This is a genomic window from Halobacteriovorax sp. RT-1-1 (assembly GCF_047085455.1).
GTDB lineage: Bacteria > Bdellovibrionota > Bacteriovoracia > Bacteriovoracales > Bacteriovoracaceae > Halobacteriovorax_A.
Genome location: NZ_JBKIXZ010000001.1, coordinates 950114 through 976614 on the forward strand (window position 1 = coordinate 950114; position 26501 = coordinate 976614).

Sequence of the window (26501 nt, forward strand, 5' to 3'; positions counted from 1 at the left end):
ATACTTGTTCATTATTGTCAGAGATTGAGGGGAAATTATTGATTCTTCGAAACATATTTTTACTTAGGTCTGCGTCAACGCAAAAGTTGCCACATGCTTATTTTAAAGGCTTTTAATGAGAAAATAGAGGTTAGTGAGGACCTTATGAATCTATTTAAAAGTAAAACTAAAAATAACCAATCTCAAATAAACTCTATTGTTGATATTAAAACAACACAGGCCAATTTAGATATTCAAGTTAGTGAAGAGAAGAAGCTAATAGGAGAGTATGAAGAGATTAATAAATCTCTAAGAAAAGAAGTTGAATTACAAAAGATAAAGCTTCAAAAAACTGAAGTAGAGCTTAAGAGATTACAGAGTGCTTTAACTGATGAGCACGCTGATAAGGAAATCCTAGAAAAGAGAATTGTAAAAATTCAACAATTGAATGATAACCAGGAATCGAACTTAAAAGAACTAGTTGAAGAGAAACAACTCATTTTAAGTTCAATTGTTCAGTTGAAAAAGAAGATTACAGATCTTAATAAATCACATTCCTCAAACTTAGATGAACTTGGTCGCATTAGAGTAGAGTTAGGTAATTTAAGAGGTGAAGAGCTTGCACTGAAGAATAAGGCATCAGTTATTAACGGTGATAAAGCCTATCATCTAGATTCTCGTACTCACTTGAAGGTGGAGATTGAAGAAGCTAATAAGCGTATTTCAAAATTAAGACAGTCCATTGAAGAAGATAGTAACACAATTAAAAAATGTGATATGAATATTTCAGAATTAGAATCAGAAAGAATAAAACTAGATACTGAAATTAGTAAGCTTATTGAGAAAACTCAAGAGGTTGTCGAAAAGAAGCACAAGGAAACTCAAAGACTAGAAGAATTATCAGTTAAAGTTAAAGATGTTCGACAAGATAAGCAAAATTTAGAAAAGGATTTAGAATTACAGATTCTTGATCTTAAAATGATCTCTTCTAAGCAAGCAAAGATAAATCAAGATATCATTGCAGTTGAAACTAGTATTAAAAAGCTAGAAAGAGAATCAGAAACACTACGCACACAAGAGATGAGTGAGCTCGAGATAGTTGCTAGCCTCGAATCAGAAATAGTTTCTCGAGAAAAGAAGAAGCAAGAATTAATTCAGGATATTCAACTTCTTAAAATTGAATCACAAAACTTTAAAGATAAGATCGAAGAAAATACGACAAAGTCTGAGAAATTAGAAGCTCAGATAAATGAGCTTAGAGAAAAAGAAAGTATTTCATTAATTGAAATAGATCGTCTTGATAGAGAGTATAAAAAAACTAAGAAAGAACATGATGCTGTTCTTACTCAATCTCTTGCGCTTGAAAAAAGTGTTCAAAATTATCAGAGCGAAGTTGACCGCTTAGATGCGAGTGTTGAAGAACTTTTAACTAAAAAACAAAAAGCAATTCTTAATAATGAAAATCGTGAGATGAAAATTATCACGCTTCAAAAACAAATTGAAGAGGGGAGTTCTCAATTAAGTGAGATTCGTCTTGAGATTCAAGAATTAAATGGACGTGATGTTGAAGCAAGACAAACTTTAATCGATCTTGGTCTAGAGCAAAAAAATGTAGAGTACCAAAAGCAAGTACTTCAAGATCAGGCCGATAATTTAAGAAAAAGTATTGAACTTTTAAATGTGAAAATTGAAAAGTCTCAAGCAGCATATGAGTTATTAAACTCTGACTGTGAAGCCCAAAATAATCTTATTAAAGAACTTGCTGATGATGAGAACTCATTAAGTGATACTAATAATGAATTACTTTTAAAAATTGGAAGTCTTAAAGGGCGCATTCAAATTGGTGAGAATCGAATTGAAGCCAAAGGACTTGAAATTGAAGAGCTCGCTAAAGAAAACCAACGCCTGAATAATATTTCAGAGAGTCTATGTGATAAATTGAATAAAACTGTAAGAATGATTGAGTCATTGGATTCGAAAATATCAACATTTGAAAGTCAGATTAAAGCGTTAGACTTTCAGATAAAAACTAATCAAACATCATACGACGATGCTCTATTGAAAATAAAAGAGATGGATGCCATAACTTTAGACCTTAAGGACAGTGTTATTCGTAAAACGGATAGACTTAAGGCTATCTCATCTTCACGAAAGAAATATGAGCGATTGGCCAATAAGAAAGTATCATTAGTAGAGAATATGAAAATTGAGTTGAGTGAACTTAATTCAGGTATCGAAACTGAAACGAATCTTTACAATAATGCCCTATCAAGAAAGAGAGAGCTTGATGATGAGCTATCTTCATTAAATTTGGAAGTATCTCAGAGACAAGAAAAATCTACTAAACTTCAAGCTGAAATCTCTTCGATAGAAGCAATGATTGAAAGTGATGAAAAAACAATTAAGCAGTTAGAGAGTTCAATTGTTGACCAAGGCATAGTTTTAGATAGATTAGAAAAGTCTAGATTAAGTCTATTGGAACAACATAAAGACTTAAATAATCAGCAAATTGTAAGCAATGAGGAATTAACAAAAGTTGAAAATGATTGCTACTCTTTAAGAGTATCACTATCTGATTTAGAAAAAGAAATTAATACAATTGAAGAGAATTTAGAATCAAATATCTTACGCAAAGTCCAGCTAAGTGAGGAAGCAAAGAAGCTTGAAAATGATACTCGAATTGCTAAAGCAGATATTGTAAAGCTTAACTCAGAAATCGAGCAAAGTGTTAATGAACTTAAGCTTGTTGAAGAAGAACATAAAGTAAAACAAGACATATTACAGAAAGAATTAGCTGAAAAAGAGCTTGTCACTAAAGAACACTCAACTCGTCAAAATAAGCTAAATGTAGCTAAAACACTTTTAGGTGAAGTTGAGAGTAAACTTAGTAGTGCTATATCTGAAAAAGAGATGCTTGAAGAGGGAATTGAGAACTCAACTAAGTTTAAAGGTGAACTATTACTAAAGAAAGATCAATTGTCTGAGGAAATCTCTAAGATCCGAGATGCAAATAGAGAAAGTCGTAATACACTATCAGGTTTATCTCTAGAAATTTCAAGTCTTAAGAATGAGTGCAGCCAACTTGAGATCAGCTATAATGAAGAACTGGAGAAGTCTAAGTCGATTGTTAGTTCAATTGATATTCTTAGAAGTCAGGCGAGAGACTTAAAAACTAGACAATTAAATGAGCAACAACAGCTAGAGAATTTAAAAGAGAATATTAAGCCAGCTGTTGATGAATTGGCATATGTTGAAAGACAAGTTGAAGCAGGAAATCTTTTAAATAAATTAGAGATGGCCCTTACTCGTGTTGAATTTGATGCAAATCTATTTGCTGAAGATGATGCTTTGATTTTAATTCGTGATGAGAATATTCTTGTTAAAGTTGCTGCTTATATAGAATCACTACCATTTGTTTTCTCGAAAATTAATGAAGTTAAAATAAATGTAACTTCAGAAAATGCTATTGGAATTAGTACTCTTGGTGATCTTCGCTGTGATACGGAGCTAACAAAAGAATTGTTAAGAGATAATGTTAAAGGGAAGTTTAAGAAAGGACTTCGTTTTAAAATTTCTAATGGGCAAATAAAAGTAGAGATTCTTACTCAGGAAAAAAGCCTAGGCGCAAGGGCCTAGGCTTAACACACACTACTGACAATATGGGATGTCATATTTTTTTGTGAATATCTCTTTGTATTCTCTGTCACCGCGTCTTCCGTTGCGGCTAACTTCTTTTTTAAGAGCGATCTCTGGAGTAGGATTTTGCCTATGAACAGTCTTTACCATTCGACAGTTTCTATCCTTACGCCCGTAACAGATCTTCTCTTCTTTTTCGACTTCTAGAGGGTAAGTTAGAATTTCTTTTCCTACAACGATATCTTTGTAGCGATCAGACTCTTTACTTCCACCAAGCCAAACTCTTTTATAAACTGGATACTTTGAAATCGATTGAATTTGATCATTGTTAATACAAACATCGAATACAGAAATATTTCTTCCTACATAAGCAATATCTCCATATAACTCTAGATCGTAGTTTTTCTTAACGTACTTTCTAATCGTTTTCCAGTCGTATTGTTTTAACTCTTTTAAATCATCAACTCCGCCAACAATTCCACCTGTACCAGCATCAACGCCACCATTATTTCCAGTAAATGCGCTAATTCCGCCTGTTCCTGCGAATGCATTAATTGCAAGGGCCAGAAATAATATAGTCATTATTGATTTCATTATAAAACCTTATTCCTTTCTCATTGTGTCTGTGGCCATGAAAGTGAATGTTTTGATATCACCTAACATGCCTTCTTTTTTTGTTACTTCAATCTTCTTGTAAAAAGCTTCTTGATCGATTTTTAACCATGCACGATATCCTTCAGGACTTAGTCCTTCTGCATAGAATGCAATAAGGTTCTTTTCTGCAAGATCGACATCTTGAGTTTTTACATATTTTTCAACTAAATTAAGTCCAAGTCTTTTTACAAGTTTCGGAGAGAATTCAATTTGTTTGTCACCAGTAGTGAACATATTTGTCTTTGTAAGCTTGAGAACGCCAAGGTCTAACATACGATCTGCAGTTTCAGCTCCACTTAAGCCATAACGATATTGAATATATTCGCTAGTTATAGGAGACATCGAGGCCAGACAATAGATCTCAGCAAAAACTTTATCGTAAAGCATTTCCTTGTTAGCTTCTTCACTATATTCAAGTTTTCCTGCTGTTGAAGTAGGAGATTTCTTTTGAATTTCGTTAGCAACTTTTTCAGGAAGGTTCTTTAAGAGAAGGCCACCATTTGGACTATCAACTAAGCAAGAATAAAGTCTTACAAGAGTTTGATAACCAGGTCTATTTTCTTGGGCCAAAAGACGCTTAAGTGTTCTTTGGTGAATACCAGATTTTTCAGAAAGTTTACGAAGACCAATAGATTCACTTCTAAATTGCTTTAGATGCGATTCTAAATCTAGAGCTACTTGCTCTTTGAGACCAAGTGTAGGGGATGCCTTCTTTGGTAACTCGTTGATTATATTGGAGTTCTCTTCTCTCATTATGCCTCAGTATTTTTTGGCGAGTTTAGCACTATTCATAATTTTATGCAGTTAAGCAGTAAAAATTACAAAGGCCGAAGCAATGCCTCGGCCAATCGTTCTATAAAGTAAGCGTCCCTTAGGGAAAGACGCTTACCAAGTCCCTGGCTTATAATTAGTTACAAGCTGGGATTTCGAAAGTTTTTGAGAAAAGCTCAACTTTCTTGTCATCTCTATCACGTCCCGCAACACGAGTGATTTTTGAAACAGTGATATCTCTAACAACTTGTTGAGTTTCAGTTGAAGTAACTGTTTTACAGTTTCTGTCTTCTTTACCACGACATACTTTTCTTGTTACTTCTCTTGAGATTGGGAATGATAGGTACTCGTAACCAACTACGATATCTTCGTATCTGTCACTTTCTTTGCTTCCACCGATCCACTTTCTTTCGTAGATTGGGTACTGGCTTAGTGTATTGAAGTTATCACCGTCAACACATACATCAAATGCTGTAACGATACGACCAACAAATACTGAGTATCCTGAAGAGATTTCTAGGCTTGGATTAGCTTTTACTTCAGCTCTGATTGTATCCCATGAATCATTTGCAGATAGTGCAAAAGATGAAACGCTTAGTAGTGCAGCAGCAAGTGCGATAATTTTTTTCATAAATTCCTCCGTTTGTTTGTTATCAAAAAATTGATTTATCAATTTCAATACTTTTTTATGTTGTTTTGATGAAATGAAATTAATTTGATTGATATGAGGTGACAATTTTTTCTAATTCACATGAGAATTTTGTCCGACATTGTCCAAATTAGTGGCCTTAATTATGACAAATGGACAAATTTGTTGAGATTTAGCAATCTCTTATAAAACAAGAAAGGCCGCATTAGCGGCCCTCTTATTTATTTAATCTGAATTTTACTGGCAATATGGAATGATGTATTCCTTGCTAAAAGAGTCTTGCTCGACCTCTCTTGGTCGATCACTATTTGGTTTATAGACTACTACTTTCTTTACTTTAACGTTTTTGATTGTCTCAGTAGATACATCTTTCATTACTTCACGACAGCGCTTACCATGGTTATTACATACCTTTTCGCGTGTTTTGTAGTTAATTGGATATGTTAGGTACTTGCTTCCTACTAGTTCAGTTTTAAAGCCATCTTTATCGGCTCCCATCTGATTTTTTCCAACGTATTTAGTCTTATAGATAGGAAATTTTCTAGTTGTTTGAATTTCGTCTCCATTAATACATGTCTCAAAAGCGCTAACTGGTCTTGATACAAAAACAGTTGTCCCTTCAAGCTTAACGTCATCATTTCTCTTTGTGACATCGATAATTTTTTGCCACGAAGTTTGTGGTCCAAGCTTTGAGAAGTCGTCTTTAGTTGGTTTAGGGCCACCTGAAACACCTCCAACTCCTGCGTAAATCGAAAGAGTCGAAACTATTACTATAAATTTCTTCATATTGTTCTTCATATTATTTTTCATTTTTCATTCAAAGTGTCCGTTACCATAAAGGTAAAGGCCCTCTTTGTTCCTTTTGATTTGTCTTCATTTGCAATTGCAACTTTTTCTTCGAATGCCTTTGCATCTACTTGTAGCCATCGATCATAAGCTTCTTCACTTAAGCCTTCTGCAAAGAATGCGATGATATTTTCACCATATGATTCTGCATTCTGTACCTTACTATATTTTTCTACTAGTGATAGACCCATACGCTTTAGGGTCTTAGCACTAAAATTAGCTTGGTTTTCCCCTAGACTATAGTGACCACTCTTTGTGACTCTAAGGGCCTTCATTTCAAGCATCTTTTCCACTGTTAACATGCCACTCATTCCGTAACGATATTGAATTAATTCGTTTGTTATAGGTGCACATGCCGCCAGTATATAAATCTCTGCAAAAGTACGATCGTAACTCATTTGAGTTTCGATATCTTGGTGATACTGTATTTTTTCTGAGACTTTATTCGGATTACACTTTTCAATTTCCTTTCGAATAACATCTGGAACAAGATTTAAGAGGAGAGACTCGTTACTTGTGTTGTGAATGACTCGATAGATTTTATAAAGTGTTTGATATGTAGGCTTATTCTCTTTGGCCAGGATTCGATAGAGTGTTCTTTCACTAACTCCTGTTTTTTCAGATAAAAGACGAACTCCAATTTTTACGCTCTTATACTCATCTAGCTTTTTAGCTAGGTCTAAGCTTACTTGCTCAATAGGCCCAAGAGGCGCTTGAGATAGTTGTGGAGTGTTCATTTTATCCATAGATGGCTTGAATAGCATGAGTAGATGCCGTTATCTACTCATACTATAAAAAGTATAGCTTAAGTACCTTAGGGAAATACTTAAGCTATTGAATTTATTAGTTACAAGCTGGGATTACATATTCTTTAGAGAATAGTGTTTTCTCGATCGTACGATCGTTTTTACCAACGTTTCTTCTAACAACTTCTTTTACAGATACGTTCTTAACAAGATCTTGGTTTACAGTATAAGCAACTCTTTTACAGTTTTTGTCATCATTTCTACAAACTTCTTTGTATGAAGTGTAAGTAGTTGGGAAAGAAAGGATTTCGTAACCAACGATTACAGATGCATATCCATCTTCATCAGCTTCTGGGTGACCTTTACCAACTTTTACGATTTCGTAAATTGGGAATTCTCTAGTAGTAACAAATTGGTCACCATCTAGACATACGTCAAATGCGCTAACTGGACGTCCAACGAATACAGCTGTTCCAGTGAATGAAAGATCCCAATCAGCAGATACTTCAGCTTTGATTGTATCCCATGAATCGTTTGCAGATAGTGCAAAAGATGAAACGCTTAGTAGTGCAGCAGCAAGTGCGATAATTTTTTTCATAAATTCCTCCGGTTTATTAGACATTCAGTTTTAGTTTGAAGCCTTTAATTAATTAAGTTGTTTTGATGTAGAGGTTATATTTTTGATGAAATAAGATGTCTAAAAAACACAAAGGATATTTATTTTTTTTGTGACAACGGCAGTAGAAGTAGGGTTTTTAACTGTCATCCAAGAAGGATGTCAGTAGAAAATAAAAAAGGCCGAGCATAAACTCGGCCTCAAACTTTATATATACTTGAAATTATAGACAAGCTGGGATTTCGAAAGTTTTTGAGAAAAGCTCAACTTTCTTGTCATCTCTGTCACGTCCCGCAACACGAGTGATTTTTGAAACAGTGATATCTCTAACAACTTGTTGAGTTTCAGTTGAAGTAACTGTTTTACAGTTTCTATCTTCTTTACCACGACATACTTTTCTTGTTACTTCTCTTGAGATTGGGAAAGTTAGTGTTTCGTAACCAACTACGATGTCTTTATATCTGTCACCTTCTTTACTTCCACCGATCCACTTTCTTTCGTAAATTGGGTATTGGCTTAGTGTAACAAAGTTGTCACCGTCAACACATACATCAAACGCAGTTACGATACGACCAACAAATACTGAGTATCCTGAAGAGATTTCTAGGCTTGGGTTAGCTTTTACCTCAGCTCTGATTGTATCCCATGAATCGTTTGCAGATAGTGCAAAAGATGAAACGCTTAGTAGTGCAGCAGCAAGTGCGATAATTTTTTTCATAAATTCCTCCGTTAGTTTGTTATCAAAAATTGATTTATCAATTTCTATATTTTTTAGTTGTTTTGATGAGGAAAAATTAAAATAGTTATTATTGGCCGTAAATTTTTTCTCTGTTTGAATGTTATTTCGTTCGACAATGTCCAATTGTGACAAATTCTTTATGACAAATTGGCTCGAAAGAAGACAAATGGATTGTATTGAGTTTGTTTTTGTAAAAATACTAAGTCGATAGTAATGAGGTTATCTATTTTTCGGGGCTGAATATTTAAGGAAGAAAAAAGGCAAAAAAAAAGAACTCTGTAGAGTTCCGATTTTTTTCTTTTGAATGTACCACAAAAAAGTGGTGGGCGATGACAGGATCGAACTGCCGACATCTACCTTGTAAGGGTAGCGCTCTCCCAGCTGAGCTAATCGCCCTCCGATTTGAAGTGGAGTTAGAATAAGGATTTCACTCTCACTTGTCAATACTAAAATTTAAAAAGTTTTAAAAAAAATTAATTTTTTTTGAAATATAAAGGCCTCTTATTTAGAGGCCTTTGTTTTTATGATTAAATTTTTGGATTTTCTTTTCTGATATAACCAACAGCATTGTGGCTGTGAAGACTTTCTAAGTGCTCAACCTTTGCTTGCCAGTCTAGAATCTCTTCTGCTGAGTTTAGAACTTCTGAGATACGTCTTGTTGAGTGCTCAACAAACATTGGATTATCGCCATTAAGAATAGCAAATGCTTGCTCATCAAGTCTCTTAACAAGAGACTGAGTTTCAGTTGGAAGAGCAATTCTCATTAGATCTACTAAATCTTCTAAGTGAAACTTTGACTCTGCCTTATAAGTTACAGTAATCGTCGCTACAGATCTTTGTGAGTGAGCAGAAGCAATACCACTTCCTTCAGTTGTCTCTCCATTTCTATACTGTTCTTCGTACTGCTTCGACATTGAAAGAGAACATGGACAAGTTGATGAGTATTCGTATTCCATTGTTAGGTTGATTAGAGGAATACCATCACGTCCTTCAACACCTTCCATTGATACTTTATAGTATTGCCATCCCCAGTTTCCTGACTTTAGTGACTGTTGTTTAACAGGGTAGTTAAAGTCTAGAGTTAGGTGGGCCTGTGGAATTAGTGGTTCAGTATCGTAGTCGCGAAGATCTGTACGGTATCTTCTAAGTACTGTCGCAAAGAATTCATTGTTAACATTTTTCTCTAAGCCTTCCGCTTGAAGAATATTACAGAAGCGAGACATGTTTGCACCTGTCTTATGTGCTTCTAGAAATACGAACATCGACGCTTGTGCATCTGTTGATCTAACAGTTCCATCTCTGTGTTCAAAATTTAGAGGGATGCGAAATCTTTCAATACCAACTTTTGGAATGGCGATATGAACTTCATTAGCTGTCTTTTGAAAGTCATTTAAACCTGTTTCATCTTTGATTTGGCAATTAAGGATATCTTCGCGGCTATTTCTAAGTGCTTCAATATTTTTCATGTGAGTCCTTTTGTTCCTTATACAGAGGTAGGTGTGGTCCAACCCTTGGTTTCATTAATAATAGCACGTTTTAACGTGTTCAAGCACTTTTGGCAAACGAACTCCGTAGTAATTATAAGGCTATACACTACTTGTATAGGTTCTTTATGAACGTAAGTTACTGATTTCTGGGAAATAACCTCATTTAATAAGCTTATTTTTTTTAAATAAGGTAAAATGGAAAATGACGAGGAGCTTGATATGAAGGAAAGATCCCTAAGAGTCGAAAATTTCATCAGATACTTTGGTGAGATTGAGGACGTCAAAAAACAGATTGAGTGTTGCCCTAAATGTGGGGCCAAGTTCACTGTTACTCATTTGGCCGATCACGACAACCTCTATATCCATGAAGAGGTGACTTGTGAAAACTGCACTTATGGAACTGAGGAAACACTCCACATACTGAACTAATTTAATTAAGGAAGATTAAGTGAAGTACACATTAATTATTGCTGTCATCGCCAGCCTTACGGTTGGTTTTTTTGTTGGAAAATCCCAAAGACAAAATCCTGAAATTCAAATCAAAGAAGTCGAAGTCATCAAAGAAAAGAAAGTTGAAGTCATTAAGGAAGTTCCTGTCATTGATAAGGCCGGGGATGAAGCCTTGGCACAAGCCTTTACTTTATTCTTAGCGGCCCTTGGTCTTGAAAAAATTAAGGTAGATAAAGATGAAGTAAATGAGATCATGAAAGATCCAACGGGCTTTATTGCTCGAAATTCAATAAAAGAAAAATTAGCACCTAATAAAAATAAGCCTGTGTTTCAGAATGAATCACGTTGGAGAAGAGAAAAAGAAAAAGCTGAGGTAAAACCAAAAGTCGCTGATTCAATATATAAGAATGTAAAATTCTCTCCGATCCCGGCAATTAAAGAGCCCCTTGTCTATTTAGCGCGAACTAAAGTCATTGAAGATGAAAAAAGATTCAAACGTATGAATGGTTCATATGCAGGAAATATTAAAATTTTAGAAGGCAAGTACAAAGGTCAAACCCACCGTATTGTCATCAATATTGAATATTTCAAAGATAGTGAAGGAAAGGGAACAGATGGCCAGTCAGAGATTCTTTTGTATGATGAAGATGGAAAGAATTACTCTCACTCTCGCGGTACCGGTGGCAATCGCAATATATTAGAAGGTAGCGATGGTTCATTTGTTATTCGTATCGTCGATAATACATTCCTTCACTTCATTATTGATCGTGGAATGAAGATGGCAAATTACTACGATGATGGAAAGCTCGTAGGAGTTGCCAAGCTTGTTGAGAATTAAAATGAATAGTCCTCTTCTCATTATCGTATCTGGCTTACCTGCAACAGGAAAGACGACGATTTCAAAAGAACTCGCAAAAGAGTTCTCATTACCATTGATTGGAAAAGATATAATCAAAGAAAGCCTATTTAATAGCTTGGGAGTGAAGGATAGGGCCTGGTCAAAAGAACTTGGAAAAGCAAGTTACCCAATTTTATATTCTTTTATTAAAGCACAGCTTAATGCCAATAAAAGCTTGTTGGTAGAAAGTAATTTTTCGAATCAATTCGATACACCAATTTTAAAAGACTTTATCTCAAAGTATGATGCAAGGGTGCTTACGATATATTGTGAGTGTGATGGCTCCGTCTTATTTGAACGTTTTAAGACTAGGGCCTTGTCTGGGAAAAGACATCCAGGGCATCAAGATCACTTAAACTTCGATGAATTCAAAGACTCACTTTCAAAAGGTAAGATTGAAAAGTTAGAATTAGATTGTAAAAGCCTCACTGTTAATACGACTAATATTGATGATCTTGACTTAACTGAAGTGAAAGTAGAAATAAAATCTCTACTTTCTTAAATTAATAGCGCCATTTATTTGCAATCTTAACAAGACTAAGCATGACTGGAACTTCAATAAGAACTCCCACAACTGTTGTTAGGGCCGCTCCTGAGTTGAGACCAAAAAGGGCGATGGCAACGGCTACAGCAAGTTCAAAAAAGTTACTGGCACCAATCATTGAACCAGGTGATAAAATATTATGTGGTAAGCACATCTTGCGGCCAATTGCCCAACTGACAAAGAAGATGAAGTAAGTTTGTATTGTTAGAGGAATTGCTATTAGTAGGATATGTAGTGGATTAGCTAAAATCTTCTCCCCTTGGAAGGCAAAGAGAAGAACAAGAGTTGTAAGAAGGGCCACAATTGAAATTGGCTTAAGTCTGGCCATGAAAACTTCATTAAACCATTTCATACCAAATTTTTTGATCAAGACTTTATTTGCGATATAACCTGCAAGTAGAGGAATCACGACAAAGATCACGACTGAACTTATGAGTGTATCGTATGGAATTGAAATACTTGTGACACCTAGTAAGAATTGAACGATAGGGATGAATGCCACTAAAAGAATTAGGTCATTAATTGCAACTTGAACAAGTGTGTACTCCGGATCACCTTTTGTTAAGTAAGACCAAACAAAGACCATAGCGGTACATGGTGCAGCACCTAAGAGAATTGCTCCCGCAATATATTCTTGTGCGAGCTCTGGACTTAAGTAAGCAGCATAAATTTTTGAGAAGAATAACCATGCAAAGAAGGCCATAGTAAAAGGCTTAATAAGCCAATTGATGATAAGAGTTAGGCTTAGACCTTTTGGGTTCTTTCCAACATCTGCGATGGAATTAAAGTCGATTTGTACCATCATCGGAAAAATCATAAGCCACACAAGAATTGCAACAGGGATATTAACCGTTGCTATATTCATTTCACTTAAAATTGAAATTGATGGGCCAAGGACCTTTCCTAGAATAATACCTGCGACGATACAGATAGTTACCCAAATACTTAAATAGCGCTCAAAAAATCCCATCTTATATTCTCTCTTCTAAATTAATTACCATTGTCTTTATTTCATCTCTCACGCGGCGATAAACCTGAAGTATTTCTTCTTCATCGCTAAAGTCTTTAGTGAGACGAGGAGGATCATCGAAACCAATATGAATGATCTTACCTCCAGGAAAGTAGGGACAGTTCTCATTGGCGTCACTACAAACTGTGATGACAATATCCATCTTTGCTTCAATTTCGTCCGTTGTATTTGATTCGTGATTTGAGATATCGACACCAACTTCTTTCATAACGGCCACGGCATAAGGATTAAGCCCATGCTTCTTTGTGCCAGCAGAGTAGAAGTTATACTTGTCGCCTTTTAGGGCCTTACCCCAGCCTTCGGCCATTTGCGAGCGACACGAGTTTCCTGTACATAGAAAGAGGATATTCTTCTTCATTACATTCCTATATTTTAAATAATATCCTATTATGACAAACTTCGTAATGAATCGAGTAGTTCTTAATTATTAAGATTTGGTTATCGCTTACTTTGTCCTTACAATCGGCTGGGCCTGAACTTTAATGGCCTTTCCATGCTCCATAGCAACTTGTCCGCTAACGATTGTATAAGTAGGGCATCCTTTTACTTCCATTCCATCAAAAGGAGTCCAACCGACTTTAGATGCCTGGTCTTCGTTTCTGATAGTAAAGCGCTTGTTCATATCAAGGATTGTCAGATCACCATCCATTCCTTCTTGAATAAAGCCTTTGTTAAGCTTGAAAAGTTTGGCCGGATTCTCTGCTAAATACTTAACAATATCTTCTAGAGTTAGTCGTCCTGCTTCAACGTGAGTAAGCATTACTGGAAGCATTGTTTGCACACCAGGCATTCCCGAAGGAGAAGCTGGGTAGGGTTGAGCTTTTTCTTCTAGAGTGTGAGGAGCGTGATCACTTCCAAAAACATCAATCACACCACTTTTAAGTCCTTCCCAAAGTCCATCTGTGTGATCCTTTGTGCGAATTGGTGGATTCATCTGCGCAAGAGTTCCGATCTTGTCATAGATATCTGGAGCAAAGAGAGTTAAGTGTTGAGGAGTGACCTCAATTGTACAATGCTCTTTTTGATCCTTTAAAAATTCAATTTCATCTTTTGTTGTTAAGTGAAGGATGTGAACCTTACGTCCTGCTTTCTTTGCAACTTCGATAATCATCTTTGTCGATTCAAGGGCCGTCTGAGCATCACGCCACTTATAATGAGCGTGAACGTCTCCATTTGCATTATCACGGATGGCAACATTGGCATGAAGCCTTTCCTCACTCTCACTATGAACTGAAATATGGCAGTCTAAAGTCTTGAAGATTTCAACTAGTTTGTCAGTATCATAAAGGAGAAGGTCACCTGTTGAGCTACCTAGAAAGATTTTTACTCCCGAGCATCCAACCATATCCTGTGACTTTACAAGCTCGTCGAGATTCTTTCCACTTGCTCCAATGAAGAAGCCAAAATTTGCATATGAAGTTTCTTTTGCAATATCAACTTTAACTTGGGTTGCCTCAATAGTTGTTGTTGCAGGTTTTGTATTTGGCATTTCAAAGAAAGTACAAATTCCACCAAGAACGGCGGCCTTTGAGCCATGAGCGATATCTTCTTTATGTGTTAGACCTGGCTCGCGGAAGTGGACTTGTGAATCGATAAGTCCTGGAAGAATATCGAGTCCCTGTGCGTCAATAACTTCGGCAGCGCTTTTTAGATCAGAATCATTAAATTTAGCTAATTTTACTATCTTACCGTCCTTTATTCCGATATCTTCTTGCCAGCTTTTTTGTGAAGAGTGTAGAGTGCCGTTTTTGATGATTAGGTCGAATTCACGGATATTCATGACAGTTTTCCCTTTTTCGGTTATTCTATCTGCATAAAAAAATAGAGGAGTTGATAGTGTCACTAGTAGTTTACAATACTTTAACAAAGAAGAAAGAAACTTTTACGCCATTAGAAGAAGGCAAAGTTAAGCTTTATCTTTGTGGACCAACTGTTTATGGACCGCTTCATATTGGAAACTTTCGTGGGCCTATCTTTTTTAACTTCGCAAGAAATTGGATGGAGCATATCGGTTACGATGTGAACTTCGTTTATAATTACACTGACGTTGATGATAAGATTATTAATAAAGCAAATGAGGAAGGTGTTGATTCCCTTGAAATCTCAGAGCGCTATATTAAATACTTTCAAGAAGACTTTGGGCGCCTAGGACTTCGTCCTCATACGCATAATCCAAAAGTAACGGATTATATTCCTGAAATTATTGAATACGTTCAAGGTATCATCGATAATGGCATGGCCTATGTTGTGGACGGAGAAGTTTTCTACGAAACAACAAAGCTTGAATCATATGGTGAGCTTTCAGGTGTAAATCTAGAGGAACTCAATTCGGGAGAGCGAGTCGAAGTTGATGAGCGCAAAAAAGATCCTAAGGACTTTGTTCTTTGGAAGCCTGCTAAACCAGGTGAGCCGTCTTGGGATTCTCCATGGGGGAAGGGTCGTCCAGGTTGGCACATTGAATGTTCGGCGATGATCAAGTCGATTCTTGGAAAATCTATTGATATCCACGGCGGTGGAATTGATTTAATTTTCCCACATCATGAAAACGAAATAGCTCAAGGTGTAGGATGTAATTCTTGTAAATACGTAAACTACTGGATGCATAATAACTTCATCAATATGAGTGGAGAGAAGATGAGTAAGTCCCTTGGCAATATCATCACTGCTCGCGCTTTCATGGATGAGTATCATCCAGAAATTTTAAAATATATTATGCTTTCAACTCACTACCGTTCAATGCTTGATGTGACTGATGAAAAAATTGATCAGGCTTTTGGTGGTGCAATTCGTGTTTACCGCGCACTTCAAGTGGCCAAACATGCAGCTACTTTTGAAACTAATGAAAGTGCAAAAGTTAATAAGAAACTTGCAGAAGACCTAAAGCGTTTAGATGCAAAGATTGAGAAAGCATGTAATGACGATTTCAATACAAGTGAGATGATGTCTGCGGTTTATGAAGCAGTTAAAACTTTCAATACATTAAATCTTGAAAAGAAAGCAAAGGATGTAAACTCTGCACCTACTGCAATTGCATTTTCACAGTGGATTGCAAAGTATGGAAAAATGAGTGCTCTTTTTGCAATGGATCCTGAGATATTCTTAAATGAAATTAAGGAAGTTCAAATCAGAAGAAAGGGGATTGCCCTTGATAAAGTTAATGAGCTTCTGGCAAAGCGAGCGGATGCACGTGCTGCTAAGGATTGGGATGCAGCAGATGCGGCCCGTGACGAATTAAACGCTTTAGGAATTGATTTCCAAGAAAGTGGTGATGAAGTGACGTGGTCTGTTCGTGTCTAATGACCGAACACCTATTGTAATTGTTTCTTAAAAGACCTTTATATTCTCTCCTTGTGGTAATTTTATTTATATACGCAATTGACACGAGGAGAGATTTTCATGAAAAATCTAGTAATTTCAACAGCTTTAGTACTTATTTCATCAAGTTCAATGGCCCAAATTAACTCAAAACAATTTGTAGACTGCTTTGTTAAGGCCACAAATGAAGTGATTGCAGATCTTCATGTGAATGGGTCAAAGAGTAAGAAGAAGAGGCTTTGTAAAGAGCTCTCGCAAGAGATGGTCGATCGCCTAATTGAAAAGTTCACTGTAATTGAAGGTGGAGAACTTAAGTATTACTCAGCAGATAGTATGGGTAAAGAGCGTATGATCGATATCTACGACTATATTAAAGATGATATGAATTGCTATGGTAACGCAGTCGAAGGACAAGGCGGATCTCTATTTGGAGCTCTGGCAAATACATTTGCTTATAATAAAAACTTAAAATTAACAGATCTGGCGCTGGATAAAATGGCCGGCCAAGATCTTTGGGATAAAGCATTTAGTCCAAGTATTTACAAAAATTTGAATGACTTAGATCTATCATATTGCAAGTAAGCTTAAGCTTTACTTGGCACAAATAGAGGAAGCAAATACAATACTAGAATGAAACGTTTTATCCTACTATTGAGCTTCCTCTTTTGTTTTCAACCTTTCGCAAAACAAGTCAATACGGCCCTTGTTGTAAGTGGTGGTGTTTCACTAGGCTCTTATGAGGGCGGATTCTTAAGTTATCTAACTGAATTTGAAAAATTAAATTATCAAGTACAGCGTACGCCACAAATTTATGCTGGAGCATCTGCTGGTAGTATGAACGCTTTGATTACTTTTCTTGAAGCCGGAAGAGTTCACGGTGGAGAGTATATTGTAAAGGACTCACTCTTTTGGCGACTTTGGGTGCCTTTAGGAATTGATCGACTAGCGGATAATAAGCAAATGTCCATGACTAACTTTTTATCTAAAAAGCCGATTCAATCAATGTATAAAGATGCACGCCAAATCTGGAATGAAGGCTTACGAGCTGATATCGATATTGTTTTTGGAATCACTCTTACTCAAAAGAAGCCTGAGATTATTGAAGTATACAAAGGTGGAAGAAAATTTCCTCAAATGCTAAATGAGGCCATTTTTAGAATTCGTGGTCAAGGTGAGGGGAAGCCTCCTATCATCGAAAACTATCCAATTGCCACAAATTCGACGAGACAAATCTACTTACCATTCACTAAGAATCAAAATGATAACTTAACAAAACTCTTACAGGTAATCGAGGCTTCTGGAGCCTTTCCTTTGGCCTTTAAACCGGTTGATATTGAGTATTGTAAGTACGAGGACTTTAAATCGAAGAAAAAGTGTCCATTGAGTTCAATTACAAAAAGAACATTTATCGATGGTGGGATGTTTAATAATATTCCATTAACAATCGTTAATAAGGTATCTAGGCACAAAGTCGCTAAGGATAATTTGCTTTTAATTATTGATCCAAGCGATGAACACTTACTTTATGAAACTCGTGAGTTTCAAGAGAATGGAAAGGAAGTCGCAAAGTATGTTCTTGATATTTTTGATAGCTTTATAGGAACGGCCCGTTCTCGTGAAACAATTGCTTTTTATGAGTCTCCTAGTTTTTCTAATTCTATGAGCTCAACTGTATCACTGCCTCTGGCTTCTTCTCCGATGTATGCCTTTTTTGGTTTCTTTGAAGAAGATTTTAGACGTTTTGATTTCTTAGTTGGTTATGCGGATTCTAAAAAGTTTACTAGTGACTATATTGCAAAGAATCACTCGGGACGAAAATTTAAGATGCCTAAAAGAATCCAATTTGATCAAGATGAAGCTTGTATTGTTGAAGTTGTTGAAAGAAAGGACTTTAATCATATCTGTCTTGAAGGACTTAATAAGAATTTAAAGACAATTTTAAAAATCTCTGTAGCAAAGGTTATTGAAAACTGTGAGCAAGAGCTAGAGCTAAAATTGTGTCATCGAACGGAATCATTTAAAAAGAGTCGTTTATATGAAAATCGATATGGGGAATTTAGATTCAAAGAAAAAGAAAATATAACTCAATACACACTTAGAAAACTAAAGGATGAAGACTTTCTCTTTAATGAGCTTCATAAAACAGAGAAGAGAATAAATCGAAGTGATGCGCCATATTTGGTTATAAACAAACTACATACATCTATTGAGTCTTATACTGATAAACTCAACGCTACCGAAAAATTTGTCGCAAAATTAGGTTCAAAAGCCTATCTTGATTCTATTTACTACATTCCTTATGAGTCGTACTTCTCAATTGATTTAGGAACTCTTGCAGAAATTTCGTACACTCGTGCAATTGACGACTTTTCAAGATCGATAAAGAGTTGGCGCTGGGGTGTTGGATTGATGCTAAATTCTGTTATGGACTTTCAAGAATCTAAAGATGATGACAATGTTTTTATTCCTAATATTGGAATTGAAAAGACAATGCTTAGCTGGTCTGATGAGAGTTTACAAATAAGCCTAGGTGTACGAGGAGGCTATATGTTTTCTAGTACCGATAAGTATGGCTCTGTCGAATGTAGTAGCTTCCGTGCAAATTTTAAATCTTGTTCTGGAGTTTATGGCCAATTCTATCCACTTTTTACCTTATATGAAAAAGTACGTATTAAGCCATTTGTTCACTACATTCATGCAACAGAAAATAAAGAAATTGGTACTGGTTTAGAACTTGGGCTTAACCTTTAGTAACAGGTTTATAAAGAACTAAGATAATACCAACGATAATAAGTGGGATACTTAGAATTTGTCCCATATTTAGGGCCATACCTTGTTCAAATGCCACTTGGTTTTCTTTAAAGAATTCCACAAAGAATCGCCATGCAAAACCACCAATAAAGATAATTCCTAAAAAGCGTCCAGATTGCCACTTATTGTGAAATTTTGAATAGAGGTAGTAAACAAGTCCTGAAACTGCAAAGAAGCCAAGTGCTTCGTAGAGCTGAGTAGGGTGGCGAGCAATATTATCTGCACGAACAAATTTAAACGCCCATGGAAGATTTGTTGGATGACCAAAGATCTCAGAATTCATTAGGTTTCCAAGTCTAATAAATCCACCTGTCATAAGGGCCGGTGCTGCAACAAGATCAAGAAGCCACATCAGTGGGACATCTTTAACTCTTTTCTTAAAGGCGTAAATTGAAACGATAACACCAAGGAATCCACCGTGACTTGCAAGTCCACCTTTCCATACATAGAGAATCTCAAGGGGATTACTTAAGTAATAACCTGGCTCATAGAAGAGACAATGACCTAGACGTGCACCAACGACACAACCTACAATCATGTAGTTTAATAATGAGCTTACTTCGTCTTTAGTAAAGTTTTTTTCTTTGATTAGGTAGCGGCGACAATAGCGCTCACCAATAAAGAAACCAACGATAAACATTAGTGAGTAATAACGAACGGCAATAGGTCCGATTCTAAATATTTCTGGATCAACATTCCATGTAATCATATACTTATTGTATGATGATAGTGTAGGTTTTACACTTACTTTTTACTTTAAAATCTTATGCAAGACGTTAATACACTAAACGCTCAACATTATTGCCAAGTCGCGGTTGATTATCCAAAACTACCAAGTGTTCTTACTTATAAGACGTTAGGAGAGGAGATTCCTGTTGGTACCCTTGTGGAAGTCCCTCTTGGTAGAAGGAAGGCTAAAGGTGTTGTCGTACCATTTACAATTACGCAAAAAGAATTAGAAGAAACGATTACTAAGTATAAGCTTAGGCCAATCAACGAAGTTCTCGCGCCAGAGTTTTCATTATCACAAAGTGAGATGAAGCTCTACGATTGGATGTCTCGTTACTATCACTACAATCTTGGGCAACTTGCTTGGGACTGCTTGCCAAAAATTTTAAAACGTCCTCGCGAAGTTGAAACTCAATTTGGTGATAACCAAGATTTTGAACATGAACTATCTCCGCTACAAAAGCCCATATATGAAAGTATCAATGCTAAGCTTGATAATGGATTTGATCGCTTTCTCGTTCATGGTGTTACAGGATCAGGAAAAACATTAATTTATCTTCACTTGATAAAGAATGTATTAAAGAAGGGAAAGAGTGTACTTTTCTTGCTACCTGAAATTAACTTAACGCCTCAGTTTATGGAGACGTTTAAAAAATATTTGGATTGTCCAATTCTTCCGTATCACTCGGGTGTAACACCTTCTCACAAGAATGCTATTTGGAAGTTTTTAAAGAAATCTGATCGGCCAGTTCTTTTAATGGGAGTGCGCTCTAGTGTTTTCTTGCCTGTTGAAAACCTAGGCCTTGTGATCGTTGACGAAGAACATGATAGCTCATTTAAGCAAACAGATCGTTGTCCTTATAATGGGCGCGATGTTGCCATTAAGAAAGCACAGCTATTCAATGCACCTGTCGTTCTTGGTAGTGCGACGCCTTCATTAGAAAATTACTTCACTTTTTCAAAGCTTAAACCAGAGAATTACTTTTCATTGGAAAAGAGAGTTGCCGGCGGCTTTCCGGAGATTGAATTATTAGACTCTCGCTCTCATGGTGCTAAGAAAGATATGGATGCCTTATCGATTTGGCCATTTGAAAAGAAGTCTTTAGATATGATTAGTGAAGCTTTAGATAGAGACGAGCAAGTTCTCGTTTTTGTAAATCGCCTAGGTTTTTCAAATTATCTTCAGTGTCGAGGTTGTGGTTATAAATTCGAAGATCCTAATACTGGTGTACCACTAAGGTATTTTAAAAATAAAAATATTCTTTCAAGCTCTCATTCAGACTATCAAATTCCAAGACCAGAAATTTGTCCTGAATGTGGAAATATGAATCTGCTACAAAAGGGATTCGGTACAGAAAGACTGCAAGAAGTTTTACAAGAGTTTTATCCTACTAAGAAGATTGAGCGCTTTGATCGCGATGAGATCACAAATCTTGATAAGCTAGAAGATAAGCTTGAGCGTTTCCATAAAGGTGATATTGATATCTTTGTCGGAACACAAATGCTTTCTAAAGGTCACAACTTTAAAAAAGTTAATCTCGTTTTAATTTTAGGAACTGATTCAATGCTAAACTTCCCTGACTTTAGGGCCATGGAAAAAGCTTACCAAATGATTGTTCAAATTTTAGGACGAGCAGGGCGATATTCAAATCACGCTAAGGTTGCAATTCAAACGATGCTTCCAGATAATACAATGTTCGATTTTATCAAATCACATAGTTTTTCTGGTTTTTATGATTTCGAATTAACAACGCGTGAGTTTGGTCTATTTCCTCCTTATACAAAGATGGCAAATATTCACGTCTCTGGTAGAGATCGCGACAAAATAATTGCCAATCTCTCAAGTGAAATTCAAAAGCTTCGTGGGCTAATGGATCAGTTGGGAATCGATGGCCAAGTATGGGGCCCTACTCCTGCTATGATTGAAAGGCGTGCGAATATGTTCACATGGAGCATGTCTTTAATGTGTAAGAATGGGGGCGAGCTCAATCAAGTATTGCAGATTTTTCGCGCTCAAAATAAGATCGACTATTCTTTCTCTGTAAAAATCGATGTCGATCCAATGGATACTTAATTTATGCTTTCAAAAATAATTACTAGCTTCTTCTTTATCGTGGCCCCTCTTTGTTATTCACCTGGCCCTGCAAATATAACTTTGGCCGGCCTTGGGGGAACTTATAGTTTTAAGAAAACTCTACCTTTCATACTTGGGTTATGGCTTTCAACTATTTCAGGACTTCTACTTTGTCTATATGGTGCAACAGACTTCATCATGAAACATGAGAAGCTCATGAGATACCTTCCTGTTTTTGGAGCCTTTTATTTATTTTTTATGGCCTATAAAAGCCTTACTAATGTGAAGAAAGTAGAGGTGAAGAATGAGGAAGAAAATAATAAAGGTCCTTCATTTCTAGAAGGGGCTATTTTTCAGGCCCTAAATCCCAAATTCCTAGTTTTCACAATTAGTGTTTACTCACCATTTTTAAATGAGGGGAAACTCTTTCTAACACTTTTTAGTGCCGTGCTTTTTTTTGGTGGAGCTAGTGCTCATCTGCTCTGGTTTTTTATGGGTAATCGTCTGGCCCACGTTTTAGGCGGGAAGAAGGCCCAGTACTTTTTTAGTATCCTATTAATCGCAGTAGGGATTTGGATGATTTCAACTTCTATCTCTAAGTAGTTGATATTACTAGTTATATTAGTCTAACCTAATTGTCTTAAAACGATTTCTATTTACAAAGTACTTGCTAAATCTAAATAACGCATGTAGATATTGGACATGCACAAGTCACCTGTTCGCTTTTCATTTATTATTCCGATTGTTATGGGGGTAGTACTAACAATAAGCTTCTTTGTCATGGGCGCAGCTACTTACAGTATTCATAGTAATCAGGAAAGGGTTCGTTTTGAGAATGATAGAGAAATCATTTCAAGACAGATTGTAAATTCTCTAAAACTTCCTATCTGGAACTTAAATAAAGAATATATTCAGAAAATTTCTAATGTCTTTGTTAACTCAAGCGACCAGGCCGTTACTGCTATTACTGTTAGAGATGAGAATGAAAGTCTTTTGAGTCAGATTTCATTAGTTGAAGCAGCGGCCCCAAAATATGTAAGCCCTGAAATAGTCATTGAAAATTTTGAAGTTATATATGAGGGCAAGAAGATAGGAAGTGTTGAAATTAGATTTTCGAATCAATTAAATGCTATCTATGTTCACAATATCATGAAGATGATTGGGGTATGGTTTATATCGGGACTTGTTCTATCTTTGATTGTGACATCAATTGCTTACTATTATTTATTCTTTAATCCTCTAAAGCACTTTGTAAATAGAACAAGCCGTATTGCCAGTGGTGACTTCCGCCCAATACGTGAAAAATTTGTTCTTAATGAATTATCATTCTTTGCAAAAACACTTAATAAAACTCTAACCGAAATTATTTTAAGAGACGTAAAGCTAAAGAGATATAATGAAGAGCTTGAGGCGATAGTTACGACAAGAACTCAGGAATTATATGAGCAAAGAGAAAGAAGTCACGAATCAGAGAGACTCGCTGCCCTAGGGCAAATGGCCGCTGGGATCGCTCACGAGATTAATAACCCATTATTTGTCATTCTTGGAAATCTAAATCGATTAAAGAAATGTGTTAATGGCGAAAAGTGTGAATACATTCTTGAAAAGGTTGAGCTTGCTGCAGATCGAATTACTGATATTGTTAAGAGTATGTCGACAATGTCTCGTGATGGTCAAAAGGATTTAAAAACGATTATTAGGTGTGAAGAATTAGAATCAATTGTTTCATCTATTTGTCGAGGACGTTTGGCGGAAAAAGATATCCGTTTAGAATTCTCTTACGATAAATCTTCTATTGATAATTTAATTTATGCTAATAAAACTCAAATTAGCCAAGTTCTTGTTAATTTAATTAATAACTCGATTGATGCGATTGAGGAATTAGACGAACGATTAATTATCGTTTCTATAAAACAAGATTTCGAAAATCTTTATATCGAAGTCATTGATAGTGGAAAAGGGATTGATCCAAGAATCGAAAGCCGTATTATGGAGCCTTTTTACACGACTAAAGATGTAAATAAGGGAACAGGATTAGGACTTAGTTTATCTTATGAGATGATGTTAAATAATGATGGCTATCTTAGATATGATTCGAAGTCTGAAAATACGAAGTTTATCTTATCGTTACCTAGATATAGTGGAGAAGCTAGTGAATTACTTCACTAAGTACGCTTTAATATTTGCTTTTTCTACTTCTCTCTTTGCTGCCAAGGAAGTTCATGTTGGTGCTTATCAATTCCCACCATTTTATATTTCTAAAAATGGAAAGAAGTCTGGACTCGTTTATGAGGTTATAAAAGAGCTTAATAAGGTTCAGAGTGAATATCGATTTAAGATTGTGGAAACATCTGCAAGACGTCGCTATCGAGACTTTACAACGAAGCGCTTTGATTTGATTTTATTTGAAAGTCCTAAGTGGGGATGGGAAGAACGTGGCATAAAATATGATATGACTCCTTCTTTTTTAAAAGGTGGGGAAAAATTTATCGCTAAAAAAGATAAGAATAGAACTCATGCTTACTTAAGGGATTTAAAAAAGAAGAGCATTTTGCTTTATGATGGTTATCACTATGGTTTTCTAGATTTTGATATTGATCAGAAATACGATGCGAAATTAATCTATACCAACTCACATGAAGGAAATATTTTAAGTATCTTAAAGGGACGTGGAGATATTGCCGTCATAACAGAGTCTTATCTAACTCAATTTTTGGAAGATAATAAAAATTTAAAAGATAAACTCATTATCTCTACTCACTACGATCAAGAGTATTCTCACCGAGCATTAGTCACTCAAGATTCTATTATCACAAGCGAAAAATTTTATCATTTCTTAAAGCTAATTAAAGATCGCCCTTGTTGTCGTCAGTTTTCAAATCTTTAGTTTAACTCATACATTAAGAGCTCACTAAAGCGTTCTTTAGAACGTCTCCAAGCTTTTGCTTCTTGTCTTAACTTCTCATTCTTTGCAGAGTTTGGACCCATTAGAAGTTGTCTCTTTTTTGGATTATTGATCATGACACAAAAAGTAACAGGATCGGCTTCAAAGCTTCTTCCGCAAATATTATAAACGAAGTCGAGGCTTCCTGTTTTATAGCGGTACTTCTCAAACCCTTCATTAGTTAAGTACTTGCGATGTAGAGAACCACTGTGACCAGTAATTGAAAGTAGGTTAATGAAGTAGTTATTTCCAAATTTCTTATAAGCGTTCTTATTGATGAAATTAACAATATCTTGAGCTAACATTTCTATGTTAACACTCAGTCCAGAACTATTAGTAAGCTCGCCTTTAACAGGTAGCTTTAAGTCGCTAACCATTTTTTGAGCAGCATCTTTCAAATTATCTTTTTTTGTCGCTTTTAAGACTAGTGTTTCAATAAATAAGTTATTTGAGTACTCGAGAGATAATTTTACCATATCTAAAGAAGGCACAGAGTAGACAGTGTTTAAAATTTTAGACTTAGTAAAACTTTCTTCAAACGCCACGCCTTTTGTTTCAATGCCCGCAATCTTTAAGTGATGATTAAAATAATTAGCATTAAACTGTAGAGAGTCTCTTATAGGTACTTCTAGAAAGTAATCTTTGGAATTTGTATAAACCCATGATTCCTTTTCATTATTTTTGATATGACGAAAAACTTCTCCAGGCCCTAGTGGCTTAGGTGACTTTTTAATTTCTAGGCCATTGTGAGTTGGGAAAATATTTTTATCGTCACGTCCGATCGACTTGAAACGGTTAAAATTTATGTTAAGGCCTGAAATACTTTGGTTATATGGTTGGTCATCTAGTCCAACATTTCCTATACGATTTAGATCGACAAAATTATTAACAACAATGAGTTTTCCTTCTACTTTTTTTATTCCAGCTGCCTTTACTGCATCAATGAGATCATAGGCTTGTGCTGTTAGAAAGTAGGGGTCACCTGAAGTACTTAGGATAAGGTCTCCCTTTAGTGTCCCGTTTGAAATATGTCCTCTTGAGGCAATCGATGTTTTAAAACGATAGTCTGTACCTAATTTATCGAGGATGTAATAAGCCGAAAATATTTTAAAAATCGAAGCGGGGATAAAAGAGTTTTTTGAATCGAGGGATCTTGATTTACCACTATCCCATTGTAAGAAGTAACTTAATTCGTCACCCTTATCTAAAAATTCTTTCTTTAAATTGTCGATTGATGTTGTGGCAAGAGATGCTAGAGAAAAAAATATTAAAACTAAAAACTTCATTTGTGCTTATCCTTATGGCAACAGTCTAGAGTTACAGGATCATATCCGCCTTTTGACCATGGGTGGCAACTCGCAATACGTTTTGTTGTTTTCCAAAATGCTATGTGAAATGGCAGTTTGGAAAAGGCCTCAATGCCATATTGAGAGCATGTTGGAGTATAGCGACAATTTGCCCCGAGAAATGGGGAGATTGCTATTTGGTAAAAGCGGATTAATTTGATGAAAATGTATCTCATTACGCGTTATTTTAGCATTTTCATGGATAATTTGCTAAATTTTTATGGTTCAAATTAATAG

25 protein-coding genes and 1 tRNA gene are annotated in these 26501 nt (G+C 35.8%); 11 read left to right on the forward strand and 15 right to left on the reverse strand.

The genetic code is table 11. The features are described 5' to 3' along the window. The first annotated feature begins 93 nt into the window (after positions 1 to 93). Positions 94 to 3615, forward strand: a complete 3522-nt coding sequence (locus ACMAWV_RS04720) for a hypothetical protein (protein ID WP_412475795.1) — start codon at positions 94 to 96, stop codon at positions 3613 to 3615. Between the two features lie 12 nt (positions 3616 to 3627). On the opposite strand, the gene ACMAWV_RS04725 is transcribed toward ACMAWV_RS04720, so the two are convergent. The 9 genes from ACMAWV_RS04725 to folE2 all read right to left on the reverse strand — a co-directional run bounded on the left by ACMAWV_RS04725 (position 3628) and on the right by folE2 (position 10102). Next, positions 3628 to 4197 carry a hypothetical protein gene (locus tag ACMAWV_RS04725; protein WP_412469851.1) on the reverse strand — a complete coding sequence of 190 codons (570 nt, stop codon included), beginning with the start codon at positions 4195 to 4197 and terminating at the stop codon, positions 3628 to 3630. 21 nt (positions 4198 to 4218) lie between these two features. Then, entirely contained in the window at positions 4219 to 5022 is an 804-nt protein-coding gene (locus ACMAWV_RS04730) for a hypothetical protein (protein ID WP_103216497.1), read from the reverse strand. Between the two features lie 154 nt (positions 5023 to 5176). Next, entirely contained in the window at positions 5177 to 5671 is a 495-nt protein-coding gene (locus ACMAWV_RS04735; RefSeq protein ID WP_103216498.1) for a hypothetical protein, read from the reverse strand. Positions 5672 to 5926: 255 nt separating this feature from the next. Continuing rightward, entirely contained in the window at positions 5927 to 6475 is a 549-nt protein-coding gene (locus ACMAWV_RS04740; RefSeq protein WP_412469850.1) for a hypothetical protein, read from the reverse strand. Positions 6476 to 6495: 20 nt separating this feature from the next. After that, positions 6496 to 7281 (reverse strand): helix-turn-helix domain-containing protein, encoded by a 786-nt coding sequence (locus ACMAWV_RS04745; RefSeq protein WP_146037746.1) that lies wholly within the window; start codon positions 7279 to 7281, stop codon positions 6496 to 6498. A gap of 97 nt (positions 7282 to 7378) precedes the next feature. Beyond that, the gene (locus tag ACMAWV_RS04750) at positions 7379 to 7879 is read right to left on the reverse strand and encodes a hypothetical protein (RefSeq protein ID WP_103216501.1); all 501 of its coding nucleotides are present in this window, start codon (positions 7877 to 7879) and stop codon (positions 7379 to 7381) included. Positions 7880 to 8120: 241 nt separating this feature from the next. Continuing rightward, the gene (locus tag ACMAWV_RS04755) at positions 8121 to 8615 is read right to left on the reverse strand and encodes a hypothetical protein (RefSeq protein ID WP_146037747.1); all 495 of its coding nucleotides are present in this window, start codon (positions 8613 to 8615) and stop codon (positions 8121 to 8123) included. A gap of 341 nt (positions 8616 to 8956) precedes the next feature. Next, positions 8957 to 9032, reverse strand: a tRNA-Val gene (locus tag ACMAWV_RS04760). A 131-nt stretch (positions 9033 to 9163) separates the two neighbouring features. Beyond that, positions 9164 to 10102, reverse strand: a complete 939-nt coding sequence (gene folE2 / locus ACMAWV_RS04765) for a GTP cyclohydrolase FolE2 (protein ID WP_103216503.1) — start codon at positions 10100 to 10102, stop codon at positions 9164 to 9166. 216 nt (positions 10103 to 10318) lie between these two features. Here folE2 and ACMAWV_RS04770 point away from each other — a divergent pair, with 216 nt between their 5' ends. The 3 genes from ACMAWV_RS04770 to ACMAWV_RS04780 are packed head-to-tail and all read left to right on the forward strand — an operon-like array spanning position 10319 to position 11973. Further along, positions 10319 to 10552: a hypothetical protein gene (locus ACMAWV_RS04770; protein WP_412469849.1), complete on the forward strand. Its 234-nt coding sequence runs from the start codon at positions 10319 to 10321 to the stop codon at positions 10550 to 10552. Positions 10553 to 10571: 19 nt separating this feature from the next. Further along, positions 10572 to 11411, forward strand: a complete 840-nt coding sequence (locus ACMAWV_RS04775; RefSeq protein ID WP_412469848.1) for a hypothetical protein — start codon at positions 10572 to 10574, stop codon at positions 11409 to 11411. A 1-nt stretch (position 11412) separates the two neighbouring features. Further along, on the forward strand, positions 11413 to 11973 hold the full coding sequence (locus ACMAWV_RS04780; RefSeq protein ID WP_412469847.1) for an AAA family ATPase: 561 nt from the start codon (positions 11413 to 11415) through the stop codon (positions 11971 to 11973). Between the two features lies 1 nt (position 11974). Here ACMAWV_RS04780 and arsB read toward each other — a convergent pair whose 3' ends face one another. From arsB to ACMAWV_RS04795, 3 genes are all read right to left on the reverse strand, one after another. Continuing rightward, positions 11975 to 12985 carry an ACR3 family arsenite efflux transporter gene (arsB, locus tag ACMAWV_RS04785; protein ID WP_412469846.1) on the reverse strand — a complete coding sequence of 337 codons (1011 nt, stop codon included), beginning with the start codon at positions 12983 to 12985 and terminating at the stop codon, positions 11975 to 11977. Position 12986: 1 nt separating this feature from the next. Beyond that, positions 12987 to 13403: an arsenate reductase ArsC gene (locus ACMAWV_RS04790; protein WP_412469845.1), complete on the reverse strand. Its 417-nt coding sequence runs from the start codon at positions 13401 to 13403 to the stop codon at positions 12987 to 12989. Positions 13404 to 13490: 87 nt separating this feature from the next. Next, positions 13491 to 14825, reverse strand: coding sequence for a dihydroorotase (locus tag ACMAWV_RS04795; protein WP_103216508.1), 1335 nt, complete (start codon positions 14823 to 14825; stop codon positions 13491 to 13493). Positions 14826 to 14881: 56 nt separating this feature from the next. Here ACMAWV_RS04795 and cysS point away from each other — a divergent pair, with 56 nt between their 5' ends. The 3 genes from cysS (at position 14882) to ACMAWV_RS04810 (ending at position 19111) form a co-directional block, all read left to right on the forward strand. Further along, positions 14882 to 16342: a cysteine--tRNA ligase gene (gene cysS, locus ACMAWV_RS04800; RefSeq protein ID WP_392991060.1), complete on the forward strand. Its 1461-nt coding sequence runs from the start codon at positions 14882 to 14884 to the stop codon at positions 16340 to 16342. A 99-nt stretch (positions 16343 to 16441) separates the two neighbouring features. Then, a complete protein-coding gene (locus tag ACMAWV_RS04805; protein ID WP_103216510.1) occupies positions 16442 to 16942 on the forward strand; it encodes a hypothetical protein in 501 nt (166 codons plus the stop codon). Between the two features lie 48 nt (positions 16943 to 16990). Next, on the forward strand, positions 16991 to 19111 hold the full coding sequence (locus ACMAWV_RS04810; RefSeq protein WP_392991062.1) for a patatin-like phospholipase family protein: 2121 nt from the start codon (positions 16991 to 16993) through the stop codon (positions 19109 to 19111). Here the strand turns inward: ACMAWV_RS04810 and lgt are convergent. Beyond that, positions 19101 to 19880, reverse strand: coding sequence for a prolipoprotein diacylglyceryl transferase (lgt, locus tag ACMAWV_RS04815; protein WP_103216512.1), 780 nt, complete (start codon positions 19878 to 19880; stop codon positions 19101 to 19103). The two genes, ACMAWV_RS04810 and lgt, sit on opposite strands and share 11 nt — an antisense overlap. A 57-nt stretch (positions 19881 to 19937) precedes the next feature. Here lgt and priA point away from each other — a divergent pair, with 57 nt between their 5' ends. From priA to ACMAWV_RS04835, 4 genes are all read left to right on the forward strand, one after another. Next, the gene (gene priA, locus ACMAWV_RS04820) at positions 19938 to 21974 is read left to right on the forward strand and encodes a replication restart helicase PriA (RefSeq protein ID WP_412469844.1); all 2037 of its coding nucleotides are present in this window, start codon (positions 19938 to 19940) and stop codon (positions 21972 to 21974) included. 3 nt (positions 21975 to 21977) lie between these two features. Then, positions 21978 to 22577: a LysE family translocator gene (locus ACMAWV_RS04825; protein ID WP_412469843.1), complete on the forward strand. Its 600-nt coding sequence runs from the start codon at positions 21978 to 21980 to the stop codon at positions 22575 to 22577. Between the two features lie 99 nt (positions 22578 to 22676). Next, entirely contained in the window at positions 22677 to 24143 is a 1467-nt protein-coding gene (locus ACMAWV_RS04830; RefSeq protein WP_103216515.1) for a sensor histidine kinase, read from the forward strand. Beyond that, positions 24127 to 24861 carry a substrate-binding periplasmic protein gene (locus ACMAWV_RS04835; protein ID WP_412469842.1) on the forward strand — a complete coding sequence of 245 codons (735 nt, stop codon included), beginning with the start codon at positions 24127 to 24129 and terminating at the stop codon, positions 24859 to 24861. Before ACMAWV_RS04830 ends, ACMAWV_RS04835 begins: the two co-directional genes overlap by 17 nt. Here the strand turns inward: ACMAWV_RS04835 and ACMAWV_RS04840 are convergent. Further along, on the reverse strand, positions 24858 to 26204 hold the full coding sequence (locus ACMAWV_RS04840) for a D-alanyl-D-alanine carboxypeptidase (protein WP_103216517.1): 1347 nt from the start codon (positions 26202 to 26204) through the stop codon (positions 24858 to 24860). The two genes, ACMAWV_RS04835 and ACMAWV_RS04840, sit on opposite strands and share 4 nt — an antisense overlap. Further along, positions 26201 to 26440, reverse strand: coding sequence for a membrane protein insertion efficiency factor YidD (gene yidD / locus ACMAWV_RS04845; RefSeq protein WP_103216518.1), 240 nt, complete (start codon positions 26438 to 26440; stop codon positions 26201 to 26203). Before yidD ends, ACMAWV_RS04840 begins: the two co-directional genes overlap by 4 nt. Positions 26441 to 26501 lie beyond the last annotated feature (61 nt).

Coding starts and splice junctions, on each gene's coding strand:
- ACMAWV_RS04720 (WP_412475795.1), top strand. CDS start 94: ATGCTTATTTTAAAGGCTTTTAATGAGAAAATAGAGGTTAGTGAGGAC.
- ACMAWV_RS04725 (WP_412469851.1), bottom strand. CDS start 4,197: ATGACTATATTATTTCTGGCCCTTGCAATTAATGCATTCGCAGGAACA.
- ACMAWV_RS04730 (WP_103216497.1), bottom strand. CDS start 5,022: ATGAGAGAAGAGAACTCCAATATAATCAACGAGTTACCAAAGAAGGCA.
- ACMAWV_RS04735 (WP_103216498.1), bottom strand. CDS start 5,671: ATGAAAAAAATTATCGCACTTGCTGCTGCACTACTAAGCGTTTCATCT.
- ACMAWV_RS04740 (WP_412469850.1), bottom strand. CDS start 6,475: ATGAAGAAATTTATAGTAATAGTTTCGACTCTTTCGATTTACGCAGGA.
- ACMAWV_RS04745 (WP_146037746.1), bottom strand. CDS start 7,281: ATGGATAAAATGAACACTCCACAACTATCTCAAGCGCCTCTTGGGCCT.
- ACMAWV_RS04750 (WP_103216501.1), bottom strand. CDS start 7,879: ATGAAAAAAATTATCGCACTTGCTGCTGCACTACTAAGCGTTTCATCT.
- ACMAWV_RS04755 (WP_146037747.1), bottom strand. CDS start 8,615: ATGAAAAAAATTATCGCACTTGCTGCTGCACTACTAAGCGTTTCATCT.
- folE2 (WP_103216503.1), bottom strand. CDS start 10,102: ATGAAAAATATTGAAGCACTTAGAAATAGCCGCGAAGATATCCTTAAT.
- ACMAWV_RS04770 (WP_412469849.1), top strand. CDS start 10,319: ATGGAAAATGACGAGGAGCTTGATATGAAGGAAAGATCCCTAAGAGTC.
- ACMAWV_RS04780 (WP_412469847.1), top strand. CDS start 11,413: ATGAATAGTCCTCTTCTCATTATCGTATCTGGCTTACCTGCAACAGGA.
- arsB (WP_412469846.1), bottom strand. CDS start 12,985: ATGGGATTTTTTGAGCGCTATTTAAGTATTTGGGTAACTATCTGTATC.
- ACMAWV_RS04790 (WP_412469845.1), bottom strand. CDS start 13,403: ATGAAGAAGAATATCCTCTTTCTATGTACAGGAAACTCGTGTCGCTCG.
- ACMAWV_RS04795 (WP_103216508.1), bottom strand. CDS start 14,825: ATGAATATCCGTGAATTCGACCTAATCATCAAAAACGGCACTCTACAC.
- ACMAWV_RS04805 (WP_103216510.1), top strand. CDS start 16,442: ATGAAAAATCTAGTAATTTCAACAGCTTTAGTACTTATTTCATCAAGT.
- ACMAWV_RS04810 (WP_392991062.1), top strand. CDS start 16,991: ATGAAACGTTTTATCCTACTATTGAGCTTCCTCTTTTGTTTTCAACCT.
- lgt (WP_103216512.1), bottom strand. CDS start 19,880: ATGATTACATGGAATGTTGATCCAGAAATATTTAGAATCGGACCTATT.
- priA (WP_412469844.1), top strand. CDS start 19,938: ATGCAAGACGTTAATACACTAAACGCTCAACATTATTGCCAAGTCGCG.
- ACMAWV_RS04825 (WP_412469843.1), top strand. CDS start 21,978: ATGCTTTCAAAAATAATTACTAGCTTCTTCTTTATCGTGGCCCCTCTT.
- ACMAWV_RS04830 (WP_103216515.1), top strand. CDS start 22,677: ATGCACAAGTCACCTGTTCGCTTTTCATTTATTATTCCGATTGTTATG.
- ACMAWV_RS04840 (WP_103216517.1), bottom strand. CDS start 26,204: ATGAAGTTTTTAGTTTTAATATTTTTTTCTCTAGCATCTCTTGCCACA.
- yidD (WP_103216518.1), bottom strand. CDS start 26,440: ATGAGATACATTTTCATCAAATTAATCCGCTTTTACCAAATAGCAATC.